Annotated in this window: 20 protein-coding genes; 13 read left to right on the top strand and 7 right to left on the bottom strand. The window is 70.7% G+C overall.

The genetic code is table 11. The features are described from left to right. Positions 1-3 precede the first annotated feature (3 nt). The 4 genes from VK501_RS14880 to VK501_RS14865 all read right to left on the bottom strand — a co-directional run bounded on the left by VK501_RS14880 (position 4) and on the right by VK501_RS14865 (position 1845). Positions 4-156, bottom strand: a complete 153-nt coding sequence (locus VK501_RS14880) for a hypothetical protein (protein WP_324338614.1) — start codon at positions 154-156, stop codon at positions 4-6. A 172-nt stretch (positions 157-328) separates the two neighbouring features. Further along, the gene (locus VK501_RS14875) at positions 329-616 is read right to left on the bottom strand and encodes a hypothetical protein (RefSeq protein ID WP_324338612.1); all 288 of its coding nucleotides are present in this window, start codon (positions 614-616) and stop codon (positions 329-331) included. Between the two features lie 184 nt (positions 617-800). Beyond that, positions 801-1478, bottom strand: coding sequence for a hypothetical protein (locus VK501_RS14870; protein ID WP_324338610.1), 678 nt, complete (start codon positions 1476-1478; stop codon positions 801-803). Positions 1479-1590: 112 nt separating this feature from the next. Beyond that, on the bottom strand, positions 1591-1845 hold the full coding sequence (locus VK501_RS14865) for a hypothetical protein (protein ID WP_324338608.1): 255 nt from the start codon (positions 1843-1845) through the stop codon (positions 1591-1593). A gap of 352 nt (positions 1846-2197) precedes the next feature. Here VK501_RS14865 and VK501_RS14860 point away from each other — a divergent pair, with 352 nt between their 5' ends. Both VK501_RS14860 and VK501_RS14855 read left to right on the top strand, forming a co-directional pair. Beyond that, positions 2198-2941, top strand: a complete 744-nt coding sequence (locus tag VK501_RS14860; protein WP_324338606.1) for a hypothetical protein — start codon at positions 2198-2200, stop codon at positions 2939-2941. A 220-nt stretch (positions 2942-3161) separates the two neighbouring features. After that, entirely contained in the window at positions 3162-4064 is a 903-nt protein-coding gene (locus tag VK501_RS14855) for a hypothetical protein (protein ID WP_324338604.1), read from the top strand. Positions 4065-4219: 155 nt separating this feature from the next. On the opposite strand, the gene VK501_RS14850 is transcribed toward VK501_RS14855, so the two are convergent. Continuing rightward, on the bottom strand, positions 4220-5095 hold the full coding sequence (locus VK501_RS14850) for a hypothetical protein (RefSeq protein ID WP_324338602.1): 876 nt from the start codon (positions 5093-5095) through the stop codon (positions 4220-4222). 116 nt (positions 5096-5211) lie between these two features. Here VK501_RS14850 and VK501_RS14845 point away from each other — a divergent pair, with 116 nt between their 5' ends. The 11 genes from VK501_RS14845 (at position 5212) to VK501_RS14795 (ending at position 11490) form a co-directional block, all read left to right on the top strand. Further along, complete coding sequence (locus tag VK501_RS14845) at positions 5212-5793, top strand: hypothetical protein (protein WP_324338600.1); 582 nt, start codon at positions 5212-5214, stop codon at positions 5791-5793. A gap of 59 nt (positions 5794-5852) precedes the next feature. Then, the gene (locus VK501_RS14840) at positions 5853-6029 is read left to right on the top strand and encodes a hypothetical protein (RefSeq protein ID WP_324338598.1); all 177 of its coding nucleotides are present in this window, start codon (positions 5853-5855) and stop codon (positions 6027-6029) included. Then, entirely contained in the window at positions 6026-6181 is a 156-nt protein-coding gene (locus VK501_RS14835; protein WP_324338596.1) for a hypothetical protein, read from the top strand. Before VK501_RS14840 ends, VK501_RS14835 begins: the two co-directional genes overlap by 4 nt. 136 nt (positions 6182-6317) lie before the next feature. Next, positions 6318-6872, top strand: coding sequence for a response regulator transcription factor (locus VK501_RS14830; RefSeq protein WP_324338594.1), 555 nt, complete (start codon positions 6318-6320; stop codon positions 6870-6872). Further along, a complete protein-coding gene (locus tag VK501_RS14825; RefSeq protein WP_324338592.1) occupies positions 6869-7153 on the top strand; it encodes a hypothetical protein in 285 nt (94 codons plus the stop codon). Before VK501_RS14830 ends, VK501_RS14825 begins: the two co-directional genes overlap by 4 nt. Then, positions 7150-7446 carry a hypothetical protein gene (locus VK501_RS14820; protein ID WP_324338590.1) on the top strand — a complete coding sequence of 99 codons (297 nt, stop codon included), beginning with the start codon at positions 7150-7152 and terminating at the stop codon, positions 7444-7446. Before VK501_RS14825 ends, VK501_RS14820 begins: the two co-directional genes overlap by 4 nt. 126 nt (positions 7447-7572) lie before the next feature. Then, on the top strand, positions 7573-7857 hold the full coding sequence (locus VK501_RS14815; RefSeq protein ID WP_324338589.1) for a hypothetical protein: 285 nt from the start codon (positions 7573-7575) through the stop codon (positions 7855-7857). A gap of 209 nt (positions 7858-8066) precedes the next feature. Next, positions 8067-9083 carry a DNA cytosine methyltransferase gene (locus VK501_RS14810; RefSeq protein WP_324338588.1) on the top strand — a complete coding sequence of 339 codons (1017 nt, stop codon included), beginning with the start codon at positions 8067-8069 and terminating at the stop codon, positions 9081-9083. A gap of 221 nt (positions 9084-9304) precedes the next feature. After that, positions 9305-10105, top strand: a complete 801-nt coding sequence (locus VK501_RS14805) for a hypothetical protein (protein WP_324338587.1) — start codon at positions 9305-9307, stop codon at positions 10103-10105. Positions 10106-10109: 4 nt separating this feature from the next. Continuing rightward, entirely contained in the window at positions 10110-11285 is a 1176-nt protein-coding gene (locus tag VK501_RS14800; RefSeq protein WP_324338586.1) for a hypothetical protein, read from the top strand. 1 nt (position 11286) lies between these two features. Beyond that, on the top strand, positions 11287-11490 hold the full coding sequence (locus VK501_RS14795) for a hypothetical protein (RefSeq protein ID WP_324338584.1): 204 nt from the start codon (positions 11287-11289) through the stop codon (positions 11488-11490). 103 nt (positions 11491-11593) lie between these two features. Here VK501_RS14795 and VK501_RS14790 read toward each other — a convergent pair whose 3' ends face one another. Further along, on the bottom strand, positions 11594-12127 hold the full coding sequence (locus VK501_RS14790; RefSeq protein ID WP_324338581.1) for a dihydrofolate reductase family protein: 534 nt from the start codon (positions 12125-12127) through the stop codon (positions 11594-11596). Between the two features lie 304 nt (positions 12128-12431). Continuing rightward, a complete protein-coding gene (locus VK501_RS14785) occupies positions 12432-13883 on the bottom strand; it encodes a hypothetical protein (RefSeq protein ID WP_324338579.1) in 1452 nt (483 codons plus the stop codon). Between the last annotated feature and the right edge of the window lie 454 nt (positions 13884-14337).

Genomic DNA, 14337 nt, shown 5'->3' with positions numbered 1-14337 from the left:
CCATCAGAACTCCCACAGGCTGAACTCCCGCGGCGGCGTCAGCTGCGCCTTCGGCAGGTCTCGCCGCAACAGGTCGGTGTGGATCTCGACCCCGAAGACGCTCATCATCACGGGCATGGCCTCGCGGCCGCCCACCTGCAGGCGGCTGTACTCCAAGGTAGTCGCCCCGGTCGGCGTGCCGTACTCAGCTTAGCTAAGGCAAGTGCGCGTCGCGTGACCCCGCTGTCAACGTCGTCTTCGACCATCTTCCACCCACGGGGGCGGTGTTGCTAACGCCGCGAGCGGTTCGTTGCGTAGCGATCACGGCGTACCGCGCGCGCCGAATCGGCTAGGCGCGGCCATCTTCGGTGAGCGGATGGCGAGTCGCGTAGGCGGTGTTGATTGCCTGAACGGCCGCCGGGGTGGCGCGCCATTCGCCTCCTGCGCGATGCTGGCTGCGAGATTCGATGAGTCCCTCGGGCACGAGTTCCTCGAGCATCCGGTGCGTATCGTCAGAAGTGAAGCCGCGCCACTCGACTGCTTCCTGATGGATCTCGGCGAGGGGCCGGAATGCGTGGTCGGGATTGCCGTCGGCGGACTCTCGGGCCCGGGCGAGGTGCAGCAGCGCGGCGTGCATGGCTCCGTCAGGGCCGTGACCCGGCCGCATCCACTTCGGTACCTCGGAGGCATGGGGGCTGCCCGCCCATTCCCACCGGGGGCTTGATGCGTTGCTCATGGGCCGTCAGTCTAGGCTGGCCAGCGACCTGCGGCTCCGGCGAGAACGCCCGGAGCCACCAAGGTCGCCGACCAGGATTCGGCCTCTAGCAGGCCCAGGGGTTGTGGACCTGGTAGGCGGTGTCATCGCCGCCCGTGGTCCGGTTGATGCCGTGCGCGTAGTTGACGAACTGCCGGCAGTTGGGTGCTCCGGTGTACTTGGTGTAGGGGACGCTGCACGACGTGGTGTTGTAGCAGTCGTTGGCGGGGTAGTCGTCCACTCGGACCCCGTTGGCGTTGAGGTAGGTGTGCAGCCAGAGGTGGCCGTAGCGGCAGCCCGCCATCTGACCCTTGTAGGAGAGTCCGCCGCTGTCGATGGTCGAGAACGCCGTGACGCACCCCGCCGGGTTGCTCGCAGCCCGAGCCTTGACGGTGCGGTGATGCGCGGCTGACGCTGTCGGCGCGGCAAACTCGCTGAGTCCTGCAGTGTTGGTGGACGCGCGGATGCGCGCGGCTGTCTCGGGTGCCGCGGCGTCGACCGGCGGGCGCGCCTTCGTGTAGCCGGGAGGCAAGGTGCCGGTGACCGTGCCACTGGGCGAGATGCTGAAGGAGCCGCTGATGACGGTCTCGGGCCCGTAGGCGCCCCAGCCCTGCGTGGCCGCCGTGCCGGTGGGCGCAGCCGTCGGAGATGTTGCGCTCTCGGCCGCGGCCACCCCGCCGAGCGCCAGTGCGCCGACGGTTCCGAGAGCCGCGCCTCGACGCGCGATCGTTCGTGTGATGTTCATGGGGCGGCATCCTCCGTCCAACCCGTGGCGCCGGTGGGCAGCGTGGAGCAAATGTGGAGTGTTATCGAAGAGATTGCGCCGGTTTCGCTGCGGGTCGTCACAACAAGCGCGCTCAAGGCTCTAGCAATGGCTCGTTGTCACCTAATCTCGGAGGTCGACATACTTCAGGCGGGCTGACGTAGTAGATCCGTGCGTTGCTGAACTGAGCCGCCACCGGCTGCTTCTGCTTGGTCGGCAGGCCGCGCTCGGCGCGGAGCAGCGCGATCGGCGGGAAGTTGACGAGCTCCCCGTCCCCCGGTGCCAGCGGCCCGTTGTTGCAGCGGTCGCACACGACGCCCCGCTCGAGCACGTACTCCTGGTTGCCCAAGCCCTCGCTGAAGATGTGCTCGCGGCTGCCGAACCCGCCGTCGGACTGACGACGAACAGGCAGCCTTCAGCATGGTTGGCGCTCGAGGTCGAGGCGGCGACGGATTCCACAGTGCTTTGAGGATTGCACCACGTCGGAACAAATCCCGCCTCGACGGCAACGGCAGCGACGGGTGCGCGCGCGCCCCTGGGCTCCCCTTCGGCCAGGCCCATGTCCCTTCGGCCGATGTTGGCACGCTGCGCGTGCGGTCGGCCTGCGAGACAGCGCCCGCCCGCCGGGGGCGGGCCCGCAATCTCCTGTCAGGAGAAACCGACATGGTGTCCATCACCGTCCTCCGTCGGGCGCCGGCGCGATGATCCCCTACGACTCGGGCATCGGCGGCCAGCGCCCGTACTACTCCTACGCCCGCGTGCTCTGCCCCCAATGGGGACCGCGGCCCTACCTCTGCTGGGTCAGCGGCGGCAACGCCATGGCCTTCAGCCTGATCCGCCTCGAGGACGGCCGCTGCGGCGCGATCTACGAGGGCTGCCAGTGGGCACCCGTCGCCGTCGCCCAGGCGCGCAAGGAAAGCGGCCTGGACTGGCTGCCCGGCGCGGGCACCGAGAACTACGACCGAGAGCCGTTCCACGTCGAGGCGCGTCGCTCGCCGCTGATGCGCGTCTTCAAGCGCCTGGCGGCCAGCGACCGGCAGCTGCGCTGCGCCATGGCCGCCGAGAACATCGTCCGCGGCCACGCACACCGCAACGACAGCACCTACGGCCCCTCGGGCGCCGAGGCGATCGTGCGTATGGCTGCTGGCCTGGCGCCACGCTGCGACGGCCTGCCTCGCCCCACATCCGGCTACATCCCGGGCACGACTGAGCGCGCCGACCGCTGCGACCTCGGCCGCCAACGCGTCTTTGACGCGCTCTGCTCTAGCCTCGCATTTCACCGCCGCACCGGGCGCAGCGACATGGCCACCCTCTCGCTGCAGGCGCTGCTCGAGGCGTCCGGCTGGCAGCGCTACGCCGACCGGCTCGAGGACCTCGTCGCCGCCGAGCGCGACGTTGTCAGCGCCGAACACGGCGCCGCCACAGCTCAGCTGACGCTGATCTGACGACGCAACAGCGGCCGCCGTCGGCGATCGGCCCGAAGGTGCGCTCAAGGCTCGCTGACGGCCTCGGGCTGCTCAAGGACCCGGCTGCGCCGCTGCGGCCCTGTCGGGCTGCCCTTGACCACCGGCATCTGCGGTGCCTGCCCGCGTCCGCCAGCGCTGCCCGCGCACCGACCTTCGGGGCCTCACCGCCCCGCCATCCATCCACGCCAAGGAATGGCCCGTGACGGACCTCACCACCCACGCGCCGGGAGCCAAGGGCTCCCGGCTGACCGGCGCTGCACTGACCCGCGAGACCGTGGCCTCCAGCCCCGACGTGCTGCGGCCGTCGGGGCTGCTGGCCGCCAAGGGGCTGCAACAGTTCTACTCGCCGCCCGAGGCCGCCGAGCTCGTCGGCCGCGTGCTGCACGCCGGCCACTGCAACGCCGTCGACCTCACCGCCGGCGACGGCGCGCTGCTGGCCCAGTGGCCGCGCGAGCAGCGCTACGGCATCGAGATCGACGCCGACCAGGTCGCCGCCGGCGACTACCACGCCATCCACGGTGACCTGCAGCGCGTCTACCCGCTGGTGCGCCTGACCCGGCTGGGCTTTCGCGCCGTGGTGCTCAACCCGCCGTTCGGCCTGACGTGGACCGACATCCACGGCAAGTCGATCAACAGCACGCTGCTGGCGCTGCGCTACGGCCTCGGGGTCCTCGACGAGCGCGGCCACGGCGTGCTGATCGCCGGGCGTGACCGCTTCGCGCGCGAGATCGCCGACCAGCCCGAGGCGCGCGGCGTGTACGCCGTCATCGAATGCCACGACCTCTTCGAGGGCGTCGAGCTGCCCTGCGTCGTCGCGTTCTTTCGCGCGCCGCACACGCGCAGCAACGACACCCCGCCCGCGTGGCGTACCGCCGCGCGCGCCGAGTTGCCCGGCCTCGTGCGGTGGGTCAATGACGCCCACGGCGAGCGCTGCGACTACGCGCCGGCCCCTACGTCTCGCCGACCGGCCTACGGACCGCCGACGAGACGCGCACCTGGAAGACGATTGCCAACGAGCACGCGCGGCGCCGCGGGCTCGCCGCCGCGCGGCAGGCCAGCCACGACCTCACCCTGCGGTCCGGGCGGCTGCGCGTCTCGCTGACCGCGTTCGCGTCGCTGGCGCTCTCTCGTGCCAAGGCGCTGGACACCGTCCAGCGGCTGCACCGCCAGTCAGACAGCTACTTCGCCTACAACACGCGCGAGTGGCTGCGCGTCAAGCAGCTGGCCGCCGACGGGATGCTCACGGTCTGTCCCGACCTAGAGGCGCGCGTTGAGCGCGTCATCGCCGGCGCGCGCCGCGCGCTGGTGCCCAACTACCCGATCAAGCCGCAGCAGCGGCTGGGCTACCTGGACGACCTCGACTCGATCCTCTGCGTCACCGGTGACGCAGAGCGCGGCTACCTCGCTGGCGAGCGCTACCCGCTCTCGGTCGAGTCCAAGGTCAAAGAGGACACGGGCGTCACGATCGTCCACGACCGCACGGGCGTCGCGCAGCAGCGTCGCTGGCGCCACGAGCGCAAGCTGCTGCAGATCACCATCGGGCCGCTCTCGTTTGACGAGGAGCCCGAGGAGATCGCGTACATCCTCGAGCACTTCGATGTGCCCGACCCCGGCGACCTCGCGTCGCTGTATCCCGAGGACGTCGAGGCGATGCGCGAGGTGTTGCGCGGCATCCAGCGCGACTTCGGCCTGGCGGGCCACCACGGGCCGCTGCCCGAGGGCCGCATCCGCTGGGCCTACAAGGACTTCCAACTCGAGGACCTCGCCCGCACCCTGGTCAAGCGCAACCAGCTGCTCTCGTGGGAGCAGGGCCTCGGCAAGACGCTGGGCATGATGACCCTGGCGGTCGCGCTGGAGCGCCTCGGCGTCCAGCCCGCCGCCCTGTTCGTCGTCCCGCAGGACCTGATCCCGCAGTGGCGCGACGAGGCGCGCGACTTCTTCGGCCGCTCGTTCACGCTCATCGAGAGCCCCGCCCACGCCCGGCGGGTCGCCAAGCATGTCGCCGCCGGCGGCGGCGGCTCGTACATCGTCCACATGGAGGGCCTGTCGCTGACGGGCCGTCGCGACGAATCGCTCGACCTGACGCCAGGCTCCCGCTCGCGCCGCGACGAGCGCCCGATGCTCGTCGTGCACCCCTCGCAGTACCTGCGCCTGCCCGCCGCAGACCGCGCCCGCGCGATCAAGAACAGCGACGTCGCCGCGCTGACTGGTGGCGGCGACCTGCTGACCACCGAGGAGGTCTGCCCGTCGTGTCTGACGACCGCCGGTGCCACCGCCGATTCCGAGGACGGCCCCCGCGCTGGGACGGGCGGCGCTGCCTGCAGTGCGGCTACGTCCACAAGCGCCGCCGCGTCCACACCGCCGGGCACTGGCTCAGCACCGCCTTTCGCCGCGGCGCGATCTTCGTCGACGAGATCACCAACGCCGCCGGCGACTCCATGCGCTCAGATGCCGTCTGCGGCCTGCACTCCGACAACCGCTTCGGCGGCACCGGCACCCCGATCAAGAACTACGTCAACGACTCGTTCAAGATCCTTTGGTGGTGCCTGCGCACCGGTGACCGCTTCCCCTACGACTACCCCGGCGGCCGCGGCAAGTTCGAGCGCGACTTCTGCGTCATCGAGTACCTCTTCGGCGCCAAGCCCGGCGACAGCCGCCGCAAGGTCCTGCCGCGCGTCACCAACCTCTCGATGCTCTGGCGGCTGCTGTGCGGCGGCATGATCCGCCGCCGCAAGGAGGACACCGGCGAGCCGCTGGTGCCGCTGACGCTGCACGACGTCGAGATCTCCGTGCTCGAGCACGAGCACGGCCAGTTCGCGCTGGCCATCTAGCCGACCCCATACCGACCTTAAGCGACCGATGACCATTCACAAGATCGAAGTTGACGGGTGTGCCCGTCGTCACCATCCACCGCGCCGACGACCGCGCTTGGGTCGTCGCCATCGACACCACCACCGTCCCCGACGACCACCTCAAGGACGGCGCGCCCGACCTGCGCGTCTGGTGCAACGACGCGCTGGTCATGGTCGGCTCGCGCTTCCAGGACTACAGCAACATCGCGCCGTGAAGGACATCATCATGCGGCGCTCCATCCACGTTCCGTCGGGGGTTCGCCTTCATCGAAGACGGCACGGACTCCACGACGAAACCGGCCAGTTCGGCGGCGCCGGCGACGGTTCCTTCCACGTCGTCTACACCTTTCCCGTCCACTGCAACTAGCGCGCTGCCGCGCGCGACTGACCGGGCGCGGCGCCGGGTGGGCTTCACCGACCCCTCCCACTTTGGCACGCGGTCGCGTGCGGTCGGTCGGGGATCGGCTCGCCAACCCGGCGAGCCCCTACCCACAAGAGGACTCATGCAGACCGTTCCGGTCCCCACCCTCGCGCGCCCCGCAGAGCGGCTCGCGGCCAGCATCTCCGAGCTTGCCGCCCACACCCAGCGTGTCGGCCGGGCTGACGCCGACCCCGTCGTGGCGGCAGCCATCGCCGCCGCCGGCGCCAGCCTGACGGCGATCTCCGCTCGGCTCGCCGCCGATCTGGCACAGCTCGCGCGCGAGCCCGAGCAGCGCGCCGCCCTCGGTGTCGACCGCAGCGCCCTCACGGTGGGCGAGCTCCACATCGACCGCAGCGCCCAGATCGCCCGCCTCGCCGGCGCGATGCTGACGCTGACACCCAAGGAGTATGCCTTGCTCTCCGTGCTGGCCAGCGAGCCCGATCGCCTCTTTACCAAGGCCGAGCTCTACCGCGTCGTCTGGGAGGCCAACCTCTTGCAGGTCACCACGCGCACGATCGACAGCCACATCTCGCGCCTCCGCGTCAAGCTCGGTGGCGCCCCCTGGGTCGAGACCGTCTGGGGCACCGGCTACCGCCTTCGGCCCGCCTCCCCCAACCTGTCCGAAGTGGCGCGATGAGCGCCATCGACAGCGCCGCGGCGCCCGCCCCGCTGATCGGCGGCCCCAACGATGAGCAGTACGTCGTGCGCTGCTCGACCGGCATGGAGGTCCACGTCTACCGGGGCGCCGACGGCGCCTGGGTCCTCGACGTCGACACCAACGGCGTCGCCGAAGGCGTCGATCACAACGACGACCTGGAGCCCTACGTGCGCGTCTGCGTCAACGAGGGCTACGTCCATCGCCACAGCCCGCCGGAGCCGCTGTCGGGCTCCCGTCGCGCCCTGGGGCTTGACACGTGACTCCCCCCTCCCCCAACCAAGTCTCAGCGCGCAGCGCATTCGTCGCGTCGCATCGCCGGTGCGCGACCGCGGGTCGAATCCTCGCGCTGCACGGCCGCGTCGGCTTCCGCGGCGGCCGTCTCGTCATAACAAACCACGACCAGGCGCTGACCCCGCCGCCTCCGCCCGGCCTCGACGCCCGGCAGCTGCGCGCGCAGTTGCGCTGGCTGCTGACCCATGACGGCCATCCCGCCGCCGACGGGATCGAAACCGTGCTCACCGCGCTACGGGCGCAGCTGGAGACCCGGTGGTGAGCGAGCACCCCGTCCCCGCTGCCGCGGTCCGCGAACCAGCTTCGTGCTCGCCGCCCTCGCCTACATCGGTTCGGCCGTTTCCGACCTGCCTGTGCAGCGGTAGCAAGCGCTGTCGCGTGCCCGCTGGTGCACCGCTGCGCCACCTGCGCCACCCGGCCCGGGCAGCGCTGCGGCCGGCCCTCCGGCCACCGCGGCGGCTTCGTGGCCACCCACGAGGACCGGCTGCTGCAATCCGACGTCGACGCGCTCTGCGAGCGGCCCGACGAGGTGGAGAACGCGCTGTGCGCGCTGCGCACCGAGCCGCCCGCCGCGGCGCTGGCCTGGCGGCGTCACCTCGACAACTTGATCGCCGAGCCGCAGCTGTGGCGCGGCGCCTACCCGCCGAGCTACTCCAGCGTTTCCGTGCGCTAGCGCACGAGGCCGCGGTCCGCGACGAGCCCGTCGACCAAGCCAGGCTCTTCGACACGGCGGGCTGAGCCGCCGAGCGGACGACGACGCGGGGGGGCCGCCCGGGGCGGGACTCGACCCCTCCCAACGGTTGCACGCGTTCGCGTGCGCTCGGTCGGGGATCGGCCCGCCGCCGGGGCGGGCTCCCTTGCTGCAAAGGAACAGGCACACCGATGACCGACACCCTCGTCACCGCATCTCGTGACGACCATGCCCGCGGCGCCGCCGCTGCGACCGCGGGCGCCGAAGCGGCCGCAGAGGCCGTCGGCGTCGTGCACCTGCGCGGCGTCGTCGAAGTCCAGCGCAACGGCGACGTGCGCGCGGCCGCGCTGACGCCGGTGCACACCGTCCGCGCCGGCGGCAATCACCACGGCGTGGTGACCGCCCATTTCGACCCGGGCTGGTCGCGGCGCGCCAGCGAGCTGCCGATGGGCAGCGTCACCACGCGCGATCACCACAGCATCGTCGTGCCCTACTACGGCACCGGCGAGGCCCAGGCCGCGGCCACCCGACCGGTCGGCGCCATCTCGACTCGCGACCGCTTCGCGCTGGTCGTGCCCTCCAACGGCCTCGCGACCGAGCCCCACGCCGCGCTCGCGCCTACGGCCGCGGCGCCGCCCGAGCCGCCGGTGGTTTTCACCGACGCCGACATCGACGCCTGTCGCTTCCGCATGTTCGCGCTGCAGGAGATCGCCGCGGCGATGGTGATGCACAAGCACACCGCCGGTCAGCCCTACCGCGTCGTCGGCAACAAGCGCGAGCGGATGGCCCAGTACGGCAACAGCGTCACGCCGCCGGCGATGGCGTGGCTGATCGGTCGGCTGCTGGAGGTCATCCAGGCCGAGCGCGTGGTCGACCTCTTCTGCGGCGCCGGTGGCTCGAGCCTCGGCGCCGAGCTCGCGGGCGCGCGGCTCGCGCTTGGGCTCAACCACTGGCAGCGCGCCGTCGAGACGCACGCCACCAACTTCCAGCACGCCGATCACGACTGCGAGGACATTTCGTCGCTGACGACCGCGCAGATCCGCCGCTACCTGGCCCACGCCCGCGCCGACATCCTCATCGGCGGGCCCGAGTGCACCAACCACTCGATCGCCAAGGGCGGGCGACGCGTCAAGCCGCGGGCCGCGTCGCTCTTTGACGACGGGCCCGCCGGCGACAACGAGCAGGACAAGTCACGGGCAACGATGTGAGACATGGTCCGCTTCGCCGAGCAGGCGCTGCTGGCGGGCAAGCCGTTCAAGGCGATCGTCGTTGAGAACGCCGTCGACGCGTTCCGCCAACGACGACGGCGGCCTCTTCAACGCCTGGCTCACCGCGTTGGACTCGCTCGGCTATCGCCACGAGATCGTCTGGCTCAACAGCATGTTCCGCGCCGCCGGCCCCGGACCCCGCGCCGCAGTCGCGCGACCGCATGTACGTCGTCTTCTGGCGCAAGGGCATCCGCACGCCCAACCTGCGCGTCGAGCCGCCCGCCTGGTGCCTGCACTGCCAGAAGATCGTGCTCGGCCAGCAGACCTGGAAGAAGCCCGGCCAGCGCCCCTGGGGCCGCTACGGCGCCCAGTACACCTACAACTGCCCGGACTGCCACAAGACCGCGCTGCCCGGCGCGTTCCCAGCCGCGTCGATCATCGACCACACCCTGCCCGCCGAGCGCATCGGCGACCGCGACAAGCCGCTGGCCGCCAACACCCGCGAGCGGATCCGCCGCGGCCTCGACCGCCTCGGCCGCGAGCCCTTCGCCGTCCGCCTGCTGCAGGGCGGCCAGGCCAAGCCGACCACGCTCCCGCTGGTCACCCTCACAGCGCGCCACGACATGGGCATGGTCCTCCCCGTCGCCGGCAACACGTTCGAGCGCACGCCCGGCAACCGTGCGCGCGACGCCGCCACCACCCCGCTGGACACCGTCCACGGCACGCTCGACCGCGCGCTCGTCATGGTCAACACCGAGAACGCGGTGCCGCGGGCCGCCGAGGATCGCCCCACTCCCACGCTGCGCACCGCCGGAGGGATGGCGATCGTCGTCCCCGCGGCGAGCGCCACCGCCGACGGCGCTGGGTTCCCCGAGCACCGCCCGTCGAGTCCCGCACATGCGGCACCGCCGGGACCGTCAAGAGCGCACCGGACGCCTCAGGCGAGATGGTCGTCGACTGGAACTCCGGACCGAGCCCCACGCGAGTCCACGTCGGCTCCGTGCGCAGCGCACCCGAGGTGACGGCATGACCGGCGACAGCGACGAGATTCGTTCCAAGCTCGCCGACCTCGTCGGGGACATCCTCGCCAACAACGACGCCGCCTCACAAGGCGTCGACGCACGGCTCGTCGGCCAGCGCGTCACCAGCGCCGCGATCGAGGTCTGGGACGGCGACGGCAACTGGTCGATCCGCCTCGGCTTCGAGGACGGCTCCACGATCGACGTGCCCGGCACCACCTACGCCACCGGCCCCCTGGCCGACCACGTACGCATGGCCGGCGGCCAGCCGCAGCCCACCGGCCTGAGCCGACCACACCAACAACCCGGCACGCCGGTCGGCGGGCTCGACCCCTCCCTACGGTGGCACGCGTTCGCGTGCTGTCGGTCGGGGATCGGCCCGCCGCCGGGGCGGGCCCCTGCCCACAGAGAGACCATGAAGACACAGCACGATCTCTACCTCGCCGCCGCCGACCACCTCGGCGACCTCGCCGTCGCCTACGCCGAGTCCTTCGCCGACGAGAACCCCGACCTCAGCCGAGGCATCATCGACCGCGTCAGCGGCCTGGCTCACGCGCTCGGCCACGCCGACGCCGCTTCGGCGCCGGCGCTGATCGCAGCGCTACACGCCCTGCTGGTTGCCGCACAGCCCGAGGCGCTGGTCGACGTGCGGCCGCTGCCGCCCCACCCTGTGCGGTTGGGCGTCGTGGACCGGCTGGCCGAGGCCTACGACGCCGCCGCAGACACCGTCCCTGAGGAATCCGACGCCTGGGCGTTGATCCAGTACAACGGCGGCCGTGCGCCGGACGAGAAGTGGCTGACCACGTTCCCCACGCTCGCCGCGGCGTGCAGGTACGCCGCCGAAGACCCCAAGTGGCGGCCCGAGCTGCTGGTCGACCTACGCACCGGCCATGGCTTTACCGCCACCAGCCACGTCGCGCTGGGTGCCCGGCTCGGCGACTTCAGCGCCACGGATGACGACGGCGACGACGACGAGGAGGCCCGCGAGCGCCAGCCGCTGACGTCCCTGCCGCCCGGCGCCACCTACCGCACCGAGCCCGCCGGCCCGCTGCTCGAGGTGGTCAGCCATGGCCCGGAGAAGTCCTACGTGCGCCGCTTCGGCTCCGAGGACCCGATCGGCTCCAGCGTCAACACCAACATCTCGCCCAAGCACCACAGCATCTACGTTCTCAAGGAGGACTGACGTGGGCACCAGCAAGCGCCCGTACCGCGGGATGCGCGGCGACTTCGTGCTCGAGCAGCGTGATCCCTCCTCGGACCTCTGGACCGTCGTGGTCGGCGGCTCCGCAGAGAAGCTGCGCAAGGAGCGCGCCAGGTATCCCGGCGATCTGCGGATCACGCCCAACGGTCGCGGCGCCGCGCTCCGTGAGGGCTCCTACCGGCCCTGACGGGCTGTGGGCGTCGCCCGGCGTCGTACAGCGGGGTGATGCCCGGTACGAGAACGAGCGAGTGCCCAGTCGCATGGAGAGCAGTACTCGGTTGTAGCTTCGGTCAGGCGTGATCCGGCTCAAGGAACAGCCGTACGGCGCCGGTCTCGAAGGTCGTGCTGTCGGTGAGCCGCAGCCGGATGAGGTGGCCGGGGTCGTCGAACAGGCGCCGGCCGGTGCCCGCTACGACGGGCGTGAGCGACAGCACGAGCACGTCGAGTAGCCCGTCGGCCAGCAGATCCCGTGCGAGGCGCCCGCAGCCGTACGTCAGGAGCTGCTCGCGCTCGCGCAGGTCGGCGATGTCGTTGTAGCCGACGATCGTCGTGTGGTCCCACTCGTCGGCGGACTTGAGCGTCGCGGACACGACGTACTTCGGCATCGCGTTGAGCCGCTCGGCCATCGGGCCGGTCTGGTCGCGCCACGCCCGGGCCAGGCCCTGCCAGGTCTCGCGCGCGAGCAGCAGCGCGTCGGCCGCCAGCGCGAGATCCAGCGCTCCCTGCCGGCCGGCGTCGCTCATGTACGGCAAGAGCGCGTCGGCGGGCGGGGCGTCGATGACGCCGTCGAGCGTCGCGTGCGTCTGCGCGGTAATCGAGGTCATGGGCGTAAGACCGCCCGCCGCCGCGCAATTCATCGCAGCGCACGAAACCGGCGTCCGGGCCGCACCTCACGCGCGGTCGAGGGCGCCGTACTTGAGGTACCCGTCGCCCTGGTACGGGCTCATCCAGCCAGTGCCATGAGCAAGGAGCGCACCGTCCTCCTGTGGACCACCAGCTTCTCCGTCGAGGCAGGTGAGGCAGCGGTCGGCGCCCGCCCGGCGACTGCCGCTTTGGACGAACAGCGGCAGCGAGCTAGACCGTCGCGCATGGCGGTTCTCGCACCGACCTCGCGTCAGGCCGCGCGCTTCACTCGCATGGGTCAGCACCGAGGCGGAGGACCAGGTCGCCGGTTCTGTCCTGGCTACTGAGGAGCCGCGGGTGATCTCGGTAGAGGACGCGGAGCGCCTGCATGAGGAGGCGGACGGCCTGCTCCCGATGCTCGCCCGCTTCCTTCCACGGCAGTTCAGGGATCGAGCCATGCACAAGGTCACTTCGTAGGGCGTACAGCTCTTGCGCGCGACGCTTGATCTCTCGTCGCTCTGGTTCGGTGCCACCCAACACGAGCGCGAATCCGAGCGCGACCCTGAACGTGACTGCATCGCCGGACCGGGCGCCAAACACACCGTCCCACGCGATGAGGGCATCAATGAAGGCGTCAGTCGAGTCAAACCGCTCGTGGGCCGAGAGGGTTCGGCGGACGGCAACGCTCATCGAGCCATGGTGACGTCCCTCCAGCAGCACCAGCCACTCGCCGACCGCCGCTACCTGCTCGGCCGAGAGTTCGACCGCGCCGCGGGGACCTGCGTCGATACGACCCGAGATTGCCGGCATCCATCCGAACGGGTCTTCGATCAGCGTGTAGCGGAGCCCCACCCCGGCTGGAAGCGGAACGTCTTCAGCGAGTAGAACTGCCAAGGCAATCATCCGGGCGCGTTCCTCAAGGTCCGCGCGGGCCGCGCGCATGGCTTCAACGGCCCGGCTATCGACCGATCCGAACGCCGCGTCGTGTCCGATGTAGAGCTTGACCGGATACTCGACTTCCAGAACGGCGTTGCCGCTGCCTGGAAAGGTCCCAGTTAGTTCGCGCTCTCCGGCAGTTACAGCGCGCAGGTGACCCCACGGGGTATCGACGTGCGTTTCGGGCGGTACCGAAATGCCATCGAAGCCGAGGAGAGCGGGCGCGCGGACAGTACGACCCGCGATCACCAGGCGCCTCATGTGGGACACGGCGCCGATGCCAGCAGCGACAAACTGGGTAGGCGTGGCTTGATGCGCACGGCAGATCGCCGCCGGGGTCGAAAGAATCCGTTCCCCCAGGAGGGCGAGCTGGACTCCACCTTCGCCATGCCCGGTGGTCGACATGAACGAGAACGAGCCCGCGTCGGTCTCTGGAGGACCGGTGAAGAGCTGGCCCAGGTCGCTGTCGGCCAACACAGCCTCCTGAAACCGGACGGACCACGGATTGCGAGAGATACTCGCCGGCGAAAGAGCGCTTCCCATGGACCGTTCGCCTACCGGCGGGAGTAGAGCGACGAAAGTGTCCCTCGCGAGATGCGCGGCCGCCTCCTCGACAGGATCACTGACGGGCAACTCCGGCAGGTCGCCGCCGGCTTGCATGCGGAGAACGTTCGCAATGGTGGTTCCCGCGTCATCATCGAACATCGTGAGCGCCGACACCGCCGCCCACGTCCGCCACTCTCCCTCCCGCGGGCTACGAACCATCGGCGCACCGAGCAGACCTAGCACCGCGGCGAGCACTTCCTCCTGACGCTGTTCTAGCCGACTCCTCCCCGCGGCCCGTGCCCGAACGTCATCAGCTCGGCAGGCCGTGAGGTAAGCGAGGCAGTCGGCGCCGACGATCTCAAGGGCCTCATCAAGTGGAACGGGTTCGAGTCCCGCTGAGCTGAACATGAGCGCCCAGAGGAAAGCTCATGAGACCAGCCAGCGCAAATGGCGTCAGCTCGTAGTCGTCCGCGTTGGCCTCAGCCGGCGACAACGTCGCTACCGCCTTGGACGAGCGGCGGAAGGGCCGGCCGGCTGGCACGGAAGCGGAAGAGCGCTGGCATGAGGTTGGCGTGACCCCGTGGGTTCGGTCCGGTGCTTGTGAGAGTCCTATGCGTCCGTGATGATGGGCGAGAAGGACGACGACAAGTTGAAGCGACGCAGGCACACCCCGGAGCAGATCGTGCGCAAGTTGCGCGAGGCCGATCGG

Source organism: Baekduia sp. (genome assembly GCF_035318805.1).
GTDB lineage: Bacteria > Actinomycetota > Thermoleophilia > Solirubrobacterales > Solirubrobacteraceae > Baekduia.
The sequence above is the reverse complement of the archived record's forward strand: the minus strand, read 5'-3'. Positions and strand labels throughout refer to the sequence as shown.